The sequence below is a fragment of the Mesorhizobium sp. B2-7-1 genome, from assembly GCF_006440735.1.
Lineage (GTDB): Bacteria > Pseudomonadota > Alphaproteobacteria > Rhizobiales > Rhizobiaceae > Mesorhizobium.
The window spans coordinates 1-13868 of the sequence record NZ_VFUA01000147.1 but is presented as its reverse complement, the minus strand read 5'-3'; the positions used below and the strand labels follow the sequence as shown (position 1 = coordinate 13868).

At 64.4% G+C, this 13868-nt stretch carries 14 protein-coding genes and 1 tRNA gene; 6 read left to right on the top strand and 9 right to left on the bottom strand.

The window, feature by feature from the left end; genetic code table 11:
• The first annotated feature begins 5 nt into the window (after window positions 1–5).
• Together FJ471_RS32015 and FJ471_RS32010 are read left to right on the top strand one after the other, a co-directional pair.
• The gene (locus FJ471_RS32015) at window positions 6–1133 is read left to right on the top strand and encodes a glycosyltransferase (RefSeq protein ID WP_140809509.1); all 1128 of its coding nucleotides are present in this window, start codon (window positions 6–8) and stop codon (window positions 1131–1133) included.
• A gap of 99 nt (window positions 1134–1232) precedes the next feature.
• Window positions 1233–2768 carry an undecaprenyl-phosphate glucose phosphotransferase gene (locus FJ471_RS32010; RefSeq protein ID WP_140809507.1) on the top strand — a complete coding sequence of 512 codons (1536 nt, stop codon included), beginning with the start codon at window positions 1233–1235 and terminating at the stop codon, window positions 2766–2768.
• Here the strand turns inward: FJ471_RS32010 and FJ471_RS35450 are convergent.
• Window positions 2681–3718 carry a hypothetical protein gene (locus FJ471_RS35450; RefSeq protein WP_246684885.1) on the bottom strand — a complete coding sequence of 346 codons (1038 nt, stop codon included), beginning with the start codon at window positions 3716–3718 and terminating at the stop codon, window positions 2681–2683. The two genes, FJ471_RS32010 and FJ471_RS35450, sit on opposite strands and share 88 nt — an antisense overlap.
• Before the next feature lie 66 nt (window positions 3719–3784).
• Complete coding sequence (locus FJ471_RS35615) at window positions 3785–3919, bottom strand: hypothetical protein (RefSeq protein ID WP_281408550.1); 135 nt, start codon at window positions 3917–3919, stop codon at window positions 3785–3787.
• Window positions 3920–4087: 168 nt separating this feature from the next.
• Here FJ471_RS35615 and FJ471_RS32000 point away from each other — a divergent pair.
• A tRNA-Pro gene (locus tag FJ471_RS32000) sits at window positions 4088–4164 on the top strand.
• 64 nt (window positions 4165–4228) lie between these two features.
• On the opposite strand, the gene FJ471_RS31995 is transcribed toward FJ471_RS32000, so the two are convergent.
• On the bottom strand, window positions 4229–5242 hold the full coding sequence (locus tag FJ471_RS31995) for a sugar-binding transcriptional regulator (protein WP_140809505.1): 1014 nt from the start codon (window positions 5240–5242) through the stop codon (window positions 4229–4231).
• Between the two features lie 152 nt (window positions 5243–5394).
• Here FJ471_RS31995 and FJ471_RS31990 point away from each other — a divergent pair, with 152 nt between their 5' ends.
• A complete protein-coding gene (locus tag FJ471_RS31990; RefSeq protein WP_140809502.1) occupies window positions 5395–6180 on the top strand; it encodes a hypothetical protein in 786 nt (261 codons plus the stop codon).
• Between the two features lie 17 nt (window positions 6181–6197).
• Here FJ471_RS31990 and ptsP read toward each other — a convergent pair whose 3' ends face one another.
• From ptsP to FJ471_RS31965, 5 genes are read right to left on the bottom strand one after another with little or no spacing between them, the layout of a single operon-like run.
• Window positions 6198–8171, bottom strand: a complete 1974-nt coding sequence (ptsP, locus tag FJ471_RS31985; RefSeq protein ID WP_140809500.1) for a phosphoenolpyruvate--protein phosphotransferase — start codon at window positions 8169–8171, stop codon at window positions 6198–6200.
• Window positions 8172–8216: 45 nt separating this feature from the next.
• On the bottom strand, window positions 8217–8597 hold the full coding sequence (locus FJ471_RS31980) for a PTS glucitol/sorbitol transporter subunit IIA (protein WP_140809498.1): 381 nt from the start codon (window positions 8595–8597) through the stop codon (window positions 8217–8219).
• A gap of 27 nt (window positions 8598–8624) precedes the next feature.
• Window positions 8625–9629 (bottom strand): PTS glucitol/sorbitol transporter subunit IIB, encoded by a 1005-nt coding sequence (locus tag FJ471_RS31975; RefSeq protein ID WP_140809496.1) that lies wholly within the window; start codon window positions 9627–9629, stop codon window positions 8625–8627.
• A gap of 15 nt (window positions 9630–9644) precedes the next feature.
• Window positions 9645–10412 carry a PTS glucitol/sorbitol transporter subunit IIC gene (locus FJ471_RS31970; RefSeq protein WP_127867858.1) on the bottom strand — a complete coding sequence of 256 codons (768 nt, stop codon included), beginning with the start codon at window positions 10410–10412 and terminating at the stop codon, window positions 9645–9647.
• 52 nt (window positions 10413–10464) lie between these two features.
• Window positions 10465–10902: a transcriptional regulator GutM gene (locus FJ471_RS31965; protein ID WP_140809494.1), complete on the bottom strand. Its 438-nt coding sequence runs from the start codon at window positions 10900–10902 to the stop codon at window positions 10465–10467.
• Window positions 10903–11091: 189 nt separating this feature from the next.
• On the opposite strand from FJ471_RS31965, the gene FJ471_RS31960 reads away from it, so the two are divergent.
• Window positions 11092–11733, top strand: a complete 642-nt coding sequence (locus tag FJ471_RS31960; RefSeq protein WP_140809492.1) for a hypothetical protein — start codon at window positions 11092–11094, stop codon at window positions 11731–11733.
• Window positions 11734–11824: 91 nt separating this feature from the next.
• Window positions 11825–12499 carry an HAD family phosphatase gene (locus tag FJ471_RS31955; RefSeq protein ID WP_140809490.1) on the top strand — a complete coding sequence of 225 codons (675 nt, stop codon included), beginning with the start codon at window positions 11825–11827 and terminating at the stop codon, window positions 12497–12499.
• A gap of 1 nt (window position 12500) precedes the next feature.
• On the opposite strand, the gene FJ471_RS31950 is transcribed toward FJ471_RS31955, so the two are convergent.
• The gene (locus FJ471_RS31950) at window positions 12501–13676 is read right to left on the bottom strand and encodes a DUF930 domain-containing protein (protein WP_140809488.1); all 1176 of its coding nucleotides are present in this window, start codon (window positions 13674–13676) and stop codon (window positions 12501–12503) included.
• Window positions 13677–13868: the final 192 nt, after the last annotated feature.

Sequence of the window (13868 nt, the reverse complement as noted above, 5' to 3'; positions counted from 1 at the left end):
CCGTCGTGGGTGTGAATCTCAGGATCGTCCACTGCTTTCGCTCACCTGTCGGAGGAATCTTCCGGCATGTGCGCGACCTGACCGAGGCGCAGGTCGCCGCCGGCCATGCGGTGGGAATCGTTTGCGACTCGACCACCGGCGGCGACTATGAAGAGCGCTTGTTCGACGCGATGAAGGACAGTCTGGCGCTCGGCATCCATCGCACGCCGATGCAGCGCCATGTCGGGCCGGGCGATCTCGCCTCGGCCTGGCGCACCTATCGAATCATCCAGGAATTGCGGCCGGACGTGCTGCACGGGCACGGCGCCAAGGGTGGCGCCTATGCCCGGCTGTTCGGCTCACTGTTGCGGGTATCAAGGTTTCGCGTTGCCCGCCTCTATTCGCCGCATGGCGGCTCCCTCCACTATGACGAAACGACGGCGACGGGAAAACTGTTCTTCGGCCTGGAACGCTTCATGGCGCGCTTCACCGACTGCCTGTTGTTCGTTTCCGACTACGAGCGCAACACCTATCGCCGCAAGGTCGGCGAGCCGCCCATACCCAACACGCTCGTCTATAACGGCCTGCGCGCCGCCGAATTCGAACCGGTGGCGGCGGCGAATGCCGCCGATTTCTTGTACATCGGCATGATGCGCGACCTGAAAGGCCCGGATATCTTCATCGACGCGCTGGCTTTGGCCGGCGGCGAGCTGGGCCGTCCGCTGAGCGCGGTGATGGTCGGCGATGGCGACGACCTGCCGCGCTACCACGCGCAGGTCGAGCGGCTCGGCCTCAAGAGCCATGTCCGTTTCCTGCCGCCCATGCCGGCACGGGACGCTTTCGCGCTGGCCGAGCTGATCGTCGTGCCCTCCCGCGCGGAAGCGATGCCCTATATCGTGCTCGAGGCCCTGGCCGCCGGCATGCCGATGATCGCGACCGCGGTCGGCGGCATTCCGGAAATCTTCGGCGAAAACTCCCCTGCCCTGATCCGGCCGGATCCCTCGCAGCTCGCGGCAAAGATGGGCACGGTGCTGGACGACCGCGAGGCGTACCGGAAGGCGATGCCGCAGACGGACGAGCTCAAAGCCCGGTTCGGAGCCGATGTGATGGCGGCGGAGATCGAGAAGGCCTATTTCGCCGCGCTGAACAAGTAGACAAGCGGCCGACACGACTGCTTCAAAACCACCGGTTGTTTCAAGGCTTTCTTAGCTCTCTTTTGCTATGCAGTTGCGCGAAGCTCGCGGACTGTTCCCATGAATGAGATCGACCCCGCGCACCGCTTTTCCATGGATGCGGTGCGCAACTACGACGCTCCCGCCGACGGCGAAAAGCCTGGCGGCATCAACGATGTGGCGCGCCAGGTCGCCTCGCAATACCGGCGCGATACCATGTCGCCGATCATGGTCAGCGGCGTGCTGCGCATGGTCGAGTTCGCGCTGCTGTTCCTGTCGGGGCTCGCCGTCTATTTCCACTATGTCGGCTTCTTCACCTATCTGGCGTGGCAGTATCCGCTGGCGATCGCGGCGACGTCGTTCCTGGCCGTGGTGCTGCTCGACGTGACCGACTGCTACCAGATCGCGGCGCTGATGCGTCCGCTCGCCAATTTCGGCCGGCTGCTGCTCGTCTGGGCCGGCAGCTTCGCGCTGATGGCGCTCACCGCCTTTGCCATCAAGGCCTCGGAAGACTATTCGCGCCTTTTGTTCGGCACCTGGTTCGCAGCCGGTTTCTTGCTGATCTTCGGCCTTAGGCTGGTGATGTCGACGCTGATCCGGCGCTGGGCGCGCGACGGCCGCATGGAGCGCCGTGCGCTCATCGTCGGCGGCGGCAAGGCGGCCGAACAGCTGATCCGCTCTGTCGAGAAGCAGCCCTATAACGACATCCGCATCTGCGGCATATTCGACGACCGCAACGACAAGCGCTCGCCGCCGATCGTCGCCGGCTATCCAAAGCTCGGCACGATTTCCGAGCTCATCGAATTCGCCCGCATCGCGCGCATCGACATGCTCATCGTGTCGCTGCCGCTGACCGCCGAATCGCGCGTCTTGCAGCTTCTGAAGAAACTCTGGGTGCTGCCTGTCGACATCCGGCTGTCGGCACATTCGAACGCGCTGCAGTTTAGGCCCCGCGCCTACTCCTATATCGGCTCGGTGCCGATGCTCGACATCTTCGACAAGCCGATCAACGACTGGGATTCGGTCGCCAAGCGTGCCTTCGACATCGTCTTCTCGCTTGTCGGCATCATCCTCTTTTCGCCGGTGATGCTCGCCACCGCGATCGCCATCAAGCTCGACAGCAAGGGACCGGTGCTGTTCAAGCAGAAGCGGCATGGCTTCAACAACGAGATCATCGAGGTCTACAAGTTCCGCTCGATGTATACCGATCGGTCCGACCCGACCGCCAAGCAGACGGTGACCAAGAACGATCCGCGCGTCACCCGCGTCGGGCGCTTCATCCGCAAGACCTCGATCGACGAGCTGCCGCAGTTCTTCAACTCGCTGTTCGGCTCGCTGTCGCTGGTCGGGCCGCGCCCGCATGCCATCGCCGCGCAGTCGCACAATCTGCTCTACAACGAGGTGGTCGACGGCTACTTCGCCCGCCACAAGGTCAAGCCCGGCGTCACCGGCTGGGCGCAGATCAACGGCTGGCGCGGCGAGATGGACACCAACGAAAAGATCCGCATGCGCACCGAATACGATCTCTACTACATCGAGAACTGGTCGATGCTGTTCGACCTGCGCATCCTGTTCCTGACGCCGATTCGCCTGCTCAACACGGAAAACGCGTATTGAGCGCCATCGCCTATCCGTTGCAGCCGCAAGCGGTCAACGCCAAGCTGATTTCGCTGATCGCGTCGGCGGCGATCGGCATCGGCATCCTGCTCTCCGGCTTCGTCATCAGCGAGCCCGCGCCTTACGAAATCTACATGGCCGGGCTGATCGCCGTCTGGGCGCTGTTCGGCCTTCGAATCTCGCGCGCGATCGTGCCCCTGCTGGTGCTCTTGGTGGCGATGAACATCGGCGGCATGATCGCCATGACGCAGATGGCGGATCTCGCCAACACGCCGCTCTATCTCGCCGTCTCGCTGTTCCTGGCCTTCAGCGCGGTGTTCTTCGCCTCGGTGACCTCGGTCCAGCCCAGCCTCTACCGGCTGATCTTCAACGCCTATGTCGTGTCGGCGGTGGCGACGTCGCTGCTCGGCATTGCCGGCTATTTCCATGTCTTTCCCGGCGCGGAAATGTTCACCAAATACGATCGCGCGGCCGGCGCCTTCCAGGACCCGAACGTGTTCGGGCCGTTCCTGGTGCTGCCCGGCACCTATCTGCTCTATCTGCTGTTGACCGGCCCGGTGTCGCGCATGCCGCTTCTGGCCGTGCCGCTGCTCATCATCACCGCCGGCATCTTCTTCTCCTTCTCGCGCGGCGCGTGGGGCATGTTCGCGGTGTCGGCGGTGCTGCTTACCGCGTGCCTGTTCCTGCAGAGCACCAGCGGCAAGTTCCGGCTGCGGGTGGTGGTGATGACGATCGCGGCCGTGGCGCTGCTGGTCATCGCTTTTCTGATCATCCTGCAACTGCCCGGCGTGTCGGACATGTTCACCCAGCGCGCGCAGCTCGAGCAGAGCTACGATTCGGCGCGGCTCGGCCGCTTCGCCCGCTACACGATCGGCTTCCAGCTGGCGATGGAGCATCCGCTCGGCATCGGCCCGCTGGTCTTCGGCACGATCTACGGCGAGGACACGCACGACATCTGGCTGAAGGCGCTGATGGATTACGGCTGGCTGGGCTTCATCTCATTCCTGACGCTGACGCTATGGACGATAGGCGCCGGCTTCCGCATCCTGTTGCGCGACCGGCCATGGCAGCCTTATCTGCTCTGCGCCTATGTCGCCTATCTCGGCAATGTCGGGCTCGGCACCTTCATCGACATCGACCACTGGCGCCATCTCTATCTTCTGCTCGGCCTGGTCTGGGGCGCGATCGCGCTGGAATACCGGCACCAGCGCGAATTGCGGCTGGGAGCGCCTGCATCCCTGCTTGCAATTTCACCTGCGCGACAGGCACCGAATTCGGTTGACCCGCACCGCCTTATCACGATACATCGCCACCCGGTCCGGAGTGTAGCGCAGCCCGGTAGCGCACTTGACTGGGGGTCAAGGGGTCGTCGGTTCGAATCCGGCCACTCCGACCATTTAAATCCTTGAAATCCCCCACGAAGACGGCACGAGTGTGCCAGGCGGGTTTATGCCTGCAGCCTAATCCGCATGCGCAGCCAGCATGCGGCGCGCGCTTTCCTCGTCGGTGATCAGGATGGTCGGCGCGATCAGGTTCATAGCGCCGAGCAGCGCCTCTGTCTTCTCCGCACCGCCGGACGTGAGAATGCGGATCGGCGCCTTGCGCAGGCGATCGACATCCACCGACATCACATGGCTGTTGACGGGATGGTCGACCAGATCGCCATTGCGGTCGTAGAAATGGAACAGAAGGTCGCCGACGGCGCCGCGCGCCAGCAAAGCCTCGCGGTCCGCTTCCTTGAGGAAGCCGCCGCGCGAGAAGGTGGTGGCCGAAGCGATGCCGCCGACGCTGAGCAGCACGGCATCGAGCGCGTCGGCCATCTCGAAGATCTCCTGCAGACCGCAACGCTCGACCAGCGCGATCTTGGTCTCGACGCTGTCGACGACGGCCGGCGTCGGCATCAGATAGCCGTCACCCTGGAAGATCTGGGCAAAGCGCCAGGCGAATTCGGCGGGGTTGACCCGACGCGCGACGCCGACGCCGCCAAGCAGCGAGATCACGCTGAAATCAGCCAGCGATTTGGCGCTGATGAACGGCAAGGTATGGAACAGCGTGACGCCCCAGCCGACGCCGACCCGCATGCCGGATTTCATCGCGTCCGACAGGAACATGCCAGTCTTGGCGGCGATTGCCGGGATCGGATCGGCGGTGGGGTCGGTGAGCGGCGCGACCAGCGCCTGCTGCAGCCCAAAGGTCTTCTCCAGCACCCGCTCCAGCCGCACGATCTCCAGAAGCTCGCTCTCGATGGTGATCTTCACCTCGTTGCGCGCCCTCGCCTCCGCCAGCATGCGCACGATGGTGACGCGGCCGACGCCGAGCACGTCGGCAATCTCGTTCTGCGTCATCTGCTCGACGAAATACATCCAGGCGGCGCGGATCCTGAGGCGGTCGGTCCGGCTTTCGCTAACGACCTGCTCGGATGCCTCGGCCGCCGCCCTGCCGTTTTCGGATTCGCCCTGCCGCCGCCTGCCCAATTTCCCCTCCAAGCCCGGCGATGATGCTGCCTCGCCGATTCTGCATGCTGGTTAAATATCGTCTATTGATCTACCAATCGAGGCGAACAATCTAGAGAGGGCGACTGGTGCCCCAAGCCCTGACCGGCTTCCGCATTTCGAGGCGATTGGCGATGCTGCGACAAATCTCCGAAGATGTCCGCGCCAACCTGAAGGACCGCCTTCGGGAACTGCGCGACACCATCCGCCAGAGCCGTCACGACAGCGCCGGCGATAGCCAGCACGATATCGCGGGTAATTTGCCGCCCTTTCCGGGCCGCAGCCTGCTTGGCCATGCCGCGAGCGCCGTCGACGAGGCGCTGACGATCGCCGAATCCTTCGTTCCGCATTCCCGGCCGCTCAAGGTCGACGGCACGACGGTCAAAAGCCTGCGAGCCTATTTCCCGCAAGGCGATGAAGACCGGCAGATCGGCGGCGAACGCCAGTTCAGGCGTGACATGTATTATCTGACCCGCGCGGTTCTCGCTGGCTACGGCATCGATAATCCGCGCGTTCACGAGGCGAGTTTTTCCGCCGTGCACGCCGCGATGCGCAAGCGCCACGCGGATCTTCTGGCTGCCGCGACGGCGGACGCGGCGTCCACGGACCAGATCGCCGCGGCTTGCGCGGCTCTCCTCGTCGAATGCCTCAACCATCGTCCGGTCCAGCCTGGCGAGATCGGCACAGGCCCGGCGATCGCCGGCGACCGGTGTCTCGACATCCGGTGCCTTGCGCCCGTGATGCTTGCCTGCGGACTGGCGACCAAGGCGGACGGCGGCACGCCCGAGCCCGACATTCTCGAGATCGCGGTGCTGGCGGCCGAAGTGCGGGAGGATCGCATCCGGCAGGCTTGCGGCCAGGCCAATGCGGCCAAGGAACTGACACCGGTTCTCGCCACCCTGCTCGCGCATCTGACGTAACCGCCGTTCGACATCGGTTATTTTTCGGCCGCCATGGCGGCGATCGTCTTCTTGGCGCGCTGGATCGAGGCCGGGCTCATGCTGAGCTCGGTCAGGCCCATCTTGATAAAAGTCGGGATAAGGTCCGGACGGCCGGCGGCCTCGCCGCACATGCCGACCATGATGCCGGCGGCGACACCCGCCCTGGCCGTCAGCTCGATCGCCGACATCACCGCTGGATTGGTGACATCATTGAGCTTGGCGACAGTCGGATTGAGGCGGTCGGCGGCCATGATGTACTGGGTGAGGTCGTTGGTGCCGATCGAGAAGAACGCCACTTCCTTTGCCAGCGCCGGCGCAATCAGCACGGCGGCCGGCGTCTCGATCATCACGCCGAGGTCGAAGCCCGCGTGCGGCACGCCTTCGGCCTTCAGCTCAGCCGCGCATTCCTCGACAAGCGCGCGGGTGCGCGTCACCTCCGCGATCTCCGAGATCATCGGCAGCATCACCTTGATGTTGCGGTGGACTGCGGCGCGCAGCAGCGCCCGCAACTGACGCTTGAAGATATCGGGCCGGTCGAGACACATGCGGATGCCGCGCCAACCGAGGAAGGGATTTTCTTCGTCCGGGAATTCGATGCCGGCGATCGGCTTGTCGCCGCCGATGTCGAGCGTGCGCACGATGACGGAATGCGGCGCGAACGCCTTGGCCAGGGCGCTGTAGGTCTCGGCCTGCATGTCTTCCGACGGCAGGTGCATGTGGCGCATGAAGAGCAGCTCGGTGCGGAACAGCCCGACGCCCATGGCGCCGGCTTCCTGCGCCGCTTCGATCTCTTCCAGCGAGCCGATATTGGCCGCGACCTCGATCACCGTGCCGTCGGCGCGGGTCGGCGTCACGCCCTTGAATATCTTGAGGCCCGCGCGCTCCTGCGCCGCTGCTTCAACGCGGCGGGAGAAGTCAGCCCGCGTGGCCTCGTCCGGATCGACGATCACATGCCCGGCATTGCCGTCGATCGCCACCTGACTGGCGGTGCGCAACGCGTTGACCTTGTCGCCGAGGCCCAGCACCGCAGGGATGCCGTGCGAGCGGGTGATGATGGCGATATGCGAGGTGGCGCCGCCATGGCCGCAGACCACGCCGCCGATGCGCTTCAGCGGCGCGCGCGCCAGGTCCCAGGCGCCGATGTCGTCGGCGATCAGGATCGCACCCTGCGGTATCGTCTCCAGGCTGACCTCGTCCTGGCCAAGGAGCACCAGGCAGATCTGCCGGCCGACGGCATGGACGTCGTCGGCCCGGGCATTGAGATAATGGTCGTCGACCGCGCTGAAATCGGCGGCGACAGCGGCCGCGGCCGCAATGACCGCCGACACCGCGTCGTCGCCTTCCTTGATCAGTTTTTCGACCTCACCGGTCAGGCTGTCGTCGGCGGCGATGTCGCGCAGCGCCGCGACGATACCACGGTCGCCGGCCGAGAGATTGTCCTCGGCAAGCGTGCGGTCCATGCGCGCCTGGACGCTGGCAACAGCGCCGCGGAAGCGCTCGAGCTCGCCGTCGATCTCATCGGCCCGCAGGCGCCTGCCTGGTCCCTCGATCTCGGCCGGGAAATGGGCAAAGGCCGGCCCTATGGCCACGCCCTCGCTGGCGGCGACGCCCTGGAGTTTCGGTGTTCCATCCGCAGACGCGGCAGCCGTCGGCGTCGCTTGCGGGGCAGGTGCCGCTGCTTCCGAGCCACCCTCACCCGCTTCGTCGTCGAGGCCGGCGCGCGGGTTCTCCAGATAGCCGATCAGCGCCTCGATCGCTTCGATGGCGTCGGCGCCGCTGGCGCGCACGGTGACTTCCTGGTTCTCTTTCACCGCCAGCAGCATCAACTTGACCGAGCTCTTGGCGCTGACCGCCTTGCCGTCCTTGACCAACTCGACATCGGATTCGAAACCCTTGGCGAGCTTGACGAACCGCGTGGCGGGACGGGCGTGCAAACCTTCGTGCACTCTGACGATGGTCGAGCGTTCCATGGCAATACTCTAGCTTATGGCGCCGTCCGTTGACGGCAAATCCTATCAGGCGGCGATGGTGATGACAGCGCCCGGCGTCAGCGCCGTCACCAGCGCTCCGGTGTCGATCTCCGACGCGCACAACTCGCCGGGCCTTTCGGCTTCGGTCGCGCCGTTGAAGGAGATGACGACATGGCCCATTTCGCGGACCTTGCTCCAGGCCGTTTCGCCGACGGCCGTTATCGTCGCCGAAACCGGTCCGAGCGTGATCGACGCGCCTTTTTTCGGAGCGTCGTCACTGGGTCCCTGCTCTGCCAGATGAAGCACGGAAACCTCGGCCAGTTCGGGAGGTGAGCCATCCGCGAACAGGATGACCACGCCGCCCTCGGCGAGGTCCGCCACTTCGGGTCCTATTGCCGTGACCCGTGTCTTGAGAAGAACCGACATATGGCGAACCTCGATATTGTTGATGTCTTAGAAAACGATCAGGGAGACGACCCATGCGATCAGCACGGAGACCGGGCCCATGATCTGGCGGCTGATGAGCACCGCCGGCACGCCGATTTCGATCGTCTTCGGCTTGGCCTCACCGAGCGCCAGACCGACGGGAACGAAGTCGCAGCCCACCTGGGTGTTGTAGGCAAACAGCGCCGGCAGAGCCATTGCGGGCGAGATGGTGCCGTTGGCGATCTGCGGGCCGATGATGGCGACGCCGATGACCTGGGCGATGACCGCGCCTGGCCCCAGGATGGGCGACAGGAACGGCAGGCCGCAGATGGCCGAGATGACCAGCAGGCCGACGATGTTGTTGGCCAGCGGTCCCATCGGCTGCGCCAGCACGTCGCCGATGCCGGTATAGAGGATCAGGCCGATCAGCATGGTCACGAAGGCCATGAAGGGCAGCACGTTGCGGACGACCTGGTCGATGGTGCGGCGGCCGGAATTGAAGAAGATGCCGACGACACGGCCCATGACGCGGCCGATCGAGCTGATCAGGCCGATAAGCCCGCCTTCGCTCGGCAGCGGCTCCGCCGCCCTGGCTGTATTGGTGCTGCTTGAACTCATCGATGCTGCTCCCCCCGCAGTGGTGACCGCCTCGGATCCGTCCGCCATTACGACGTTGGCCGGCTTCACGCCCGAAACGTAGATGTCTTCCGTGATGAACTGGGCGAGCGGACCCGCCTGGCCGACCGGCGTCAGGTTGACGGTCGGGATACGCTTGCGCGGATAGACGCCGCAGCGCGCGGTACCGCCGCAATCGACGACGACGACCGCCATCTCGCTTTCGATCGGCGGCGCCTTGAAGCCGTCCACCGCCTCGGCGCCGGTCATGTCGGCGATGAGCTGTGCCACCGGATGAATGCCGCCGCCGGTTACCGACACGACCTTGCTGCGCTGTTCGGTCGGCTCGATGACCAGCGGGCCACCCCAACCGGTGGACCCCCTCGAGATCTTTACTGCCTTGTATGTCTTGGCCATGGTGTCCTCCCGCCCTTAGAGCTCGACGCCCTGGCGGCGTGCCATGATGGCGGTGATGCGCTCGGTCAGCATGCCCTTCAGCAGGATGACGACGAGGCCGACGATGGCGTACCAGATCGCCACCTTGACGTGATAGCCGTTGGCGATGACGCCCCGCTTCTCGAGGTCGAGCAGCGCGACCAGCATGCCACCCCAGACGAAATATTCACCGGGGTTGATGTGCGGGAAGAGGCCGAGCGGCGGATGCACGTAGGACACCGCAGCGTCGTAGAAGGCAGGCTTGTGCTTTTCTTCCAGGAAGGAGCCGAAGGTGTAGGCCATCGGGTTGGTGAGGAAGAACACCGACAGGACCGGCAGCACGGTATAGCGGGTCAGCGCGATGCGGCCGGCGCCGCGCGCCAGGCCGTGGACGCGCTCTTCGCCGACCAGTTCGGTGACGGCGTAGAAGGCGGTCATCAGCACCACCAGCGTCGGGATGATGCCGGTGACGAAGCCGGCGAACACTTCGCCGCCCTTCTGGAAGATGCCGATGAAGTATTTGCCGATCGCGGTCAGCCAGCCGAGCTGCTCTTCCTGCTGCACGTTCTTCAGCTGTTCCTTCAGCTGATCGGCGGTGACCGGCGCATTGTCGGTCGTCGCCTGCGCCAGGACAACAAGATGATCGGTGGCATGCTCGACGCCGAGCTTGCCGTGCCAGGCAGCGTCCGAGACCATGGTGCCTGCGACATGCAGGTTGTGCACCGCCAGGTCGGCATGCTGCGCCAATAACGAAATTACAGACATTTCTCCTCCTTATGACCCCTGCCGGTCATTCCCAGCCGGCCGCCGGTGTCGTTTAAGCCCTTGCTACGTTCAAGCCGGACAGGCCCGGCTTCTTCCCCGGCTCCGACCGCGCGCGGTCGATCTGCTCGATCGCCCGTTTCACGGCCTCGGCCACACCGGGTTCCCCCTCCCCCATGATCGCAGGGTTGGACCGGAGTCGATCGAGGGGGACGCCCTCGAATTCTTCATGTCGCTTGAACTTGGTCAGCACCGAGCGGCCGCTCATGACCATCATGCGGCGCACGATGAGATCCGGCGTCACGACGACGAGCGCGATGGTGCCCTTGGCGAGGCGGCCGCGGAAATTGCCGGCGCCGACGAAGCCGTCCTTGTACTGGTTGGTGACACCTTTGAAGACGTCCGAATAATGCCGCATCTGCAGCCAGACGCCCAACGATTGCAGCGCCCAGACAACAAAAAGCAGAAGCAGCGCCCACTGCCAGATCGCCATTTCGGTTTCCTCCCGAGTCTCTTTCTCCGGCTCATATTGGACGGAGGCGAGATGACCCGAAAGTGAGAACATTTGTTTCCTCGAATGTCAACATGTATTATATTAGCCGCCATAACGCTCCACAGGCGGCTGGCCGGTTTCGGCATCGGCGGGGCCTGTGCTAGCCTGTGGTCAAACGGGAAATGAGACATGGATCTGCCCTTCAGGCACGAACTGGCGCTTATGCCGGACCTTCGCCACCGGCTGCGGCAGTTGCGCTGGTTTCGCGCTACTTTCCGCAGCAGCGCGAAGGTGGTGTCGGAAACCTTCGGCGTGCGCTTCGAGATCGACGAGGCCAAGCTGACGCGCGCCTTCCTCGACTGGATCGAAGTCATGGAAGCGCAGAAGCGATTCGCGGCGATAGACCGCGCGGACTTCATCGTCTTCGCCGCCGGGCTGGTGCTGCGCGAGCTGATCCGACAGGCGCCGGCGCGCGAGATTTCCGGCCTCACCGAAATGATCGAGACAGAGGCCAATGCCGGCACGGCGGAAATCGTGCGCTTCTGGCCGGAAGGTTTCCTTTATACCAACTACTGCGTGTCGGCGATCCTGGCCGTGCACGAGCAGGAGTTCGGCACGGCGCCAAGCATCGACAAATGCGCCGACGACCTGCGCACCTGGTGGTCCTATCGCGAGAACACCACAGAGATGCCGGCCTATGCCGTGGCCTTCCTCGACCGCTTCCTCGGCGCCGAGCCCAACTGGATCACCCCCGACCGCGCGCAGTCGCGCCAGGCCATGCAGCGCGCGCTCGGATCCACGCCGGTCAGCGAGGCGCTGCGCCAGCTTTGATGCGTTGGGGACGTAGCTGCCTTACTATTGAACATCTGACTTTTTATCGATAGCGATGTGCACATTGTGGCACAGAGGCCGGGAGAAACGCGTGGCGCAATCCAGACTGATGATTTTCGACTGCGACGGCGTTCTCGTCGACAGCGAGCCGCTGGCCGCGAAGGCCTATGAGCGCGTCTACGAGAAGCACGGCATGCCCGGCGTCCATGGCGGCATCATCGCCCAATGCATCGGCATGAAGCAGTCCGACATCATCGTCAAAATCAAGGAACTGACCGGCCATCAGTTTCCACCCGCCGCCGACGGCGATATCTGGGCCGAGACCAAGCTGCTCTTTTCCGAGGAGTTGAAGCCGACGCCGGGGATCGCGCCATTCCTCGGCGCGCTTGCCGGCGACCGCTGCGTCGCCTCGTCATCTTCGGTCGAACGCATCAACCACAGCCTGGCGGTGACGGGGCTTGCGCGCTTCTTCGGCGAGGCGATCTTTTCCTCCTCGATGGTGAAGAACGGCAAGCCGGCGCCCGATATCTTCCTCTACGCCGCCGAAAAGATGGGCGCAAAGCCAAGCGACTGCGTTGTCATCGAGGATTCGCCCTTCGGCATCCAGGGCGCTGTCGCGGCCGGCATGATAGCGATCGGCTACACCGGCGGCGGGCACACTTATCCCGAGCACGGCGCGCGGCTGAAGGCTGCCGGCGCCGATTTCGTCTGCGCCGACTGGCATGAGGTCGGCCGAGAGTTGGCCAGACTGGGCGTGCCGGCTTAAGCTAGCGGAGGCTTGGGAAGCGCCGCCGGGTCCACTCACCGGGCGGCACCAATCCCCCCACGCGGAAGTTGAAGGACAGGACCCTCGTCGCATCGGCGTCGACCTCGCAGCGGAAGCTCAGATCGAACCATTGGGTTGTCGTGCTGAAGGCGGCTTGCGTGGGGTTGAGAACATTGCCCTGCTTCAGGGGAATGGTCGGCAGCCATTTCGGCGAATAGTCAGCACTTTGCAATTCCTGGTTCAGGACGTTGGCGCACAGATTGGCGACGCGCTGATCGCGCGGCACGTTCTCCATCGAGCTCGTGGCCAGCGCATTGCCGGTCGCACCCGGCGAGTAGAGCTTTCTGACGCCCGGCAGGCCGGAATAGATCGGCGATCCCGCGACCTCGCTGTCGGCAGAGTTCGACCTTCCCGGGTTCACGCTTGGCGCTCTCAAAGCTCTTGCGGATTTGAACTTCATCGCCTTGGAAGGTTTAGGCTTTGCCTTTTCCGCTGATGATGGCGGCGCGGGCTTGTCGCCGGACTCGGACGTCAATGGCTTTAACGGCACGGCCGATTGCTGTTCGGTGGTTTGCGGCGGCGTCTCCTGTTTGTCGGGCTGCTGCTTGTCGGTATCCTCAGTGGGCTGCTTCTCCTCGCGTTGCGCGGGGTGTTCGTCCGGCGCCGCGGTTGCCGGCTTCTCTTGAGCCTTGCTGGAATCCGCCTGCTGCTCGGGCGTTGCAGGCGAAGCGGGCTGGCTGGGCGCGGGCTTCGGCGCGACCGGCGGCTTCGCGGGCTCATTCTGGGCTGGCGACGGCGCATTGGACGGAGCGCTGCCTCCGTCGGCTGATTTCTCCGGGCCGATATCCTTCTCGCCATACTGGAAAACGCGCTTCAGAACCGGGATGTCCTGCGGTTTCGGCGGCTGCGGAGGCGGAGGCGTTTGCACGGGCTGCTCAGGCGGCTTTTCGACCTTTTGTTCAGGTTTCGGCTCCGGTGGCTTTGGAGCGGGTTTCGGCTTTGGCTGTTCCGGCGGCGGCACGATCGCGACGTTGACCGGCTGTTCCTGCTGATCCGGCTGTTGCTCTGGTATCGGCAGGCCAAAGAACAGGAACGCTGCAATCAGGGCATGCAGGAATAGCGATGCGGCCAAGGCCCACCGCCAATTCCGAAACCATTCCCGCATCTTGCCGTTCATTGCGCCCGATGTGGAACGAAATGACGGCGGCTTCAAGCACTTGCCGGAATTCGCGCGTGCTGCCGGCCTGACAAGTCGGTGATCGGACGGCCGGTGGCGTCGGATCAAGGCCTTGCAGGGATTGGCTTACACCAGCATGCCCATCGGGTTCTCGATCATGCGCTTGAAGGCGCCGAGCAGCTCCGCGCCAAG

Coding starts and splice junctions, on each gene's coding strand:
- FJ471_RS31975 (WP_140809496.1), bottom strand. CDS start 9,629: ATGGCCAAGACATACAAGGCAGTAAAGATCTCGAGGGGGTCCACCGGT.
- FJ471_RS31960 (WP_140809492.1), top strand. CDS start 11,092: ATGGATCTGCCCTTCAGGCACGAACTGGCGCTTATGCCGGACCTTCGC.
- FJ471_RS31950 (WP_140809488.1), bottom strand. CDS start 13,676: ATGAACGGCAAGATGCGGGAATGGTTTCGGAATTGGCGGTGGGCCTTG.
- ptsP (WP_140809500.1), bottom strand. CDS start 8,171: ATGGAACGCTCGACCATCGTCAGAGTGCACGAAGGTTTGCACGCCCGT.
- FJ471_RS31965 (WP_140809494.1), bottom strand. CDS start 10,902: ATGGCGATCTGGCAGTGGGCGCTGCTTCTGCTTTTTGTTGTCTGGGCG.
- FJ471_RS35615 (WP_281408550.1), bottom strand. CDS start 3,919: ATGGCGCCAGTGGTCGATGTCGATGAAGGTGCCGAGCCCGACATTGCC.
- FJ471_RS31970 (WP_127867858.1), bottom strand. CDS start 10,412: ATGTCTGTAATTTCGTTATTGGCGCAGCATGCCGACCTGGCGGTGCAC.
- FJ471_RS31990 (WP_140809502.1), top strand. CDS start 5,395: ATGCTGCGACAAATCTCCGAAGATGTCCGCGCCAACCTGAAGGACCGC.
- FJ471_RS31980 (WP_140809498.1), bottom strand. CDS start 8,597: ATGTCGGTTCTTCTCAAGACACGGGTCACGGCAATAGGACCCGAAGTG.
- FJ471_RS32010 (WP_140809507.1), top strand. CDS start 1,233: ATGAATGAGATCGACCCCGCGCACCGCTTTTCCATGGATGCGGTGCGC.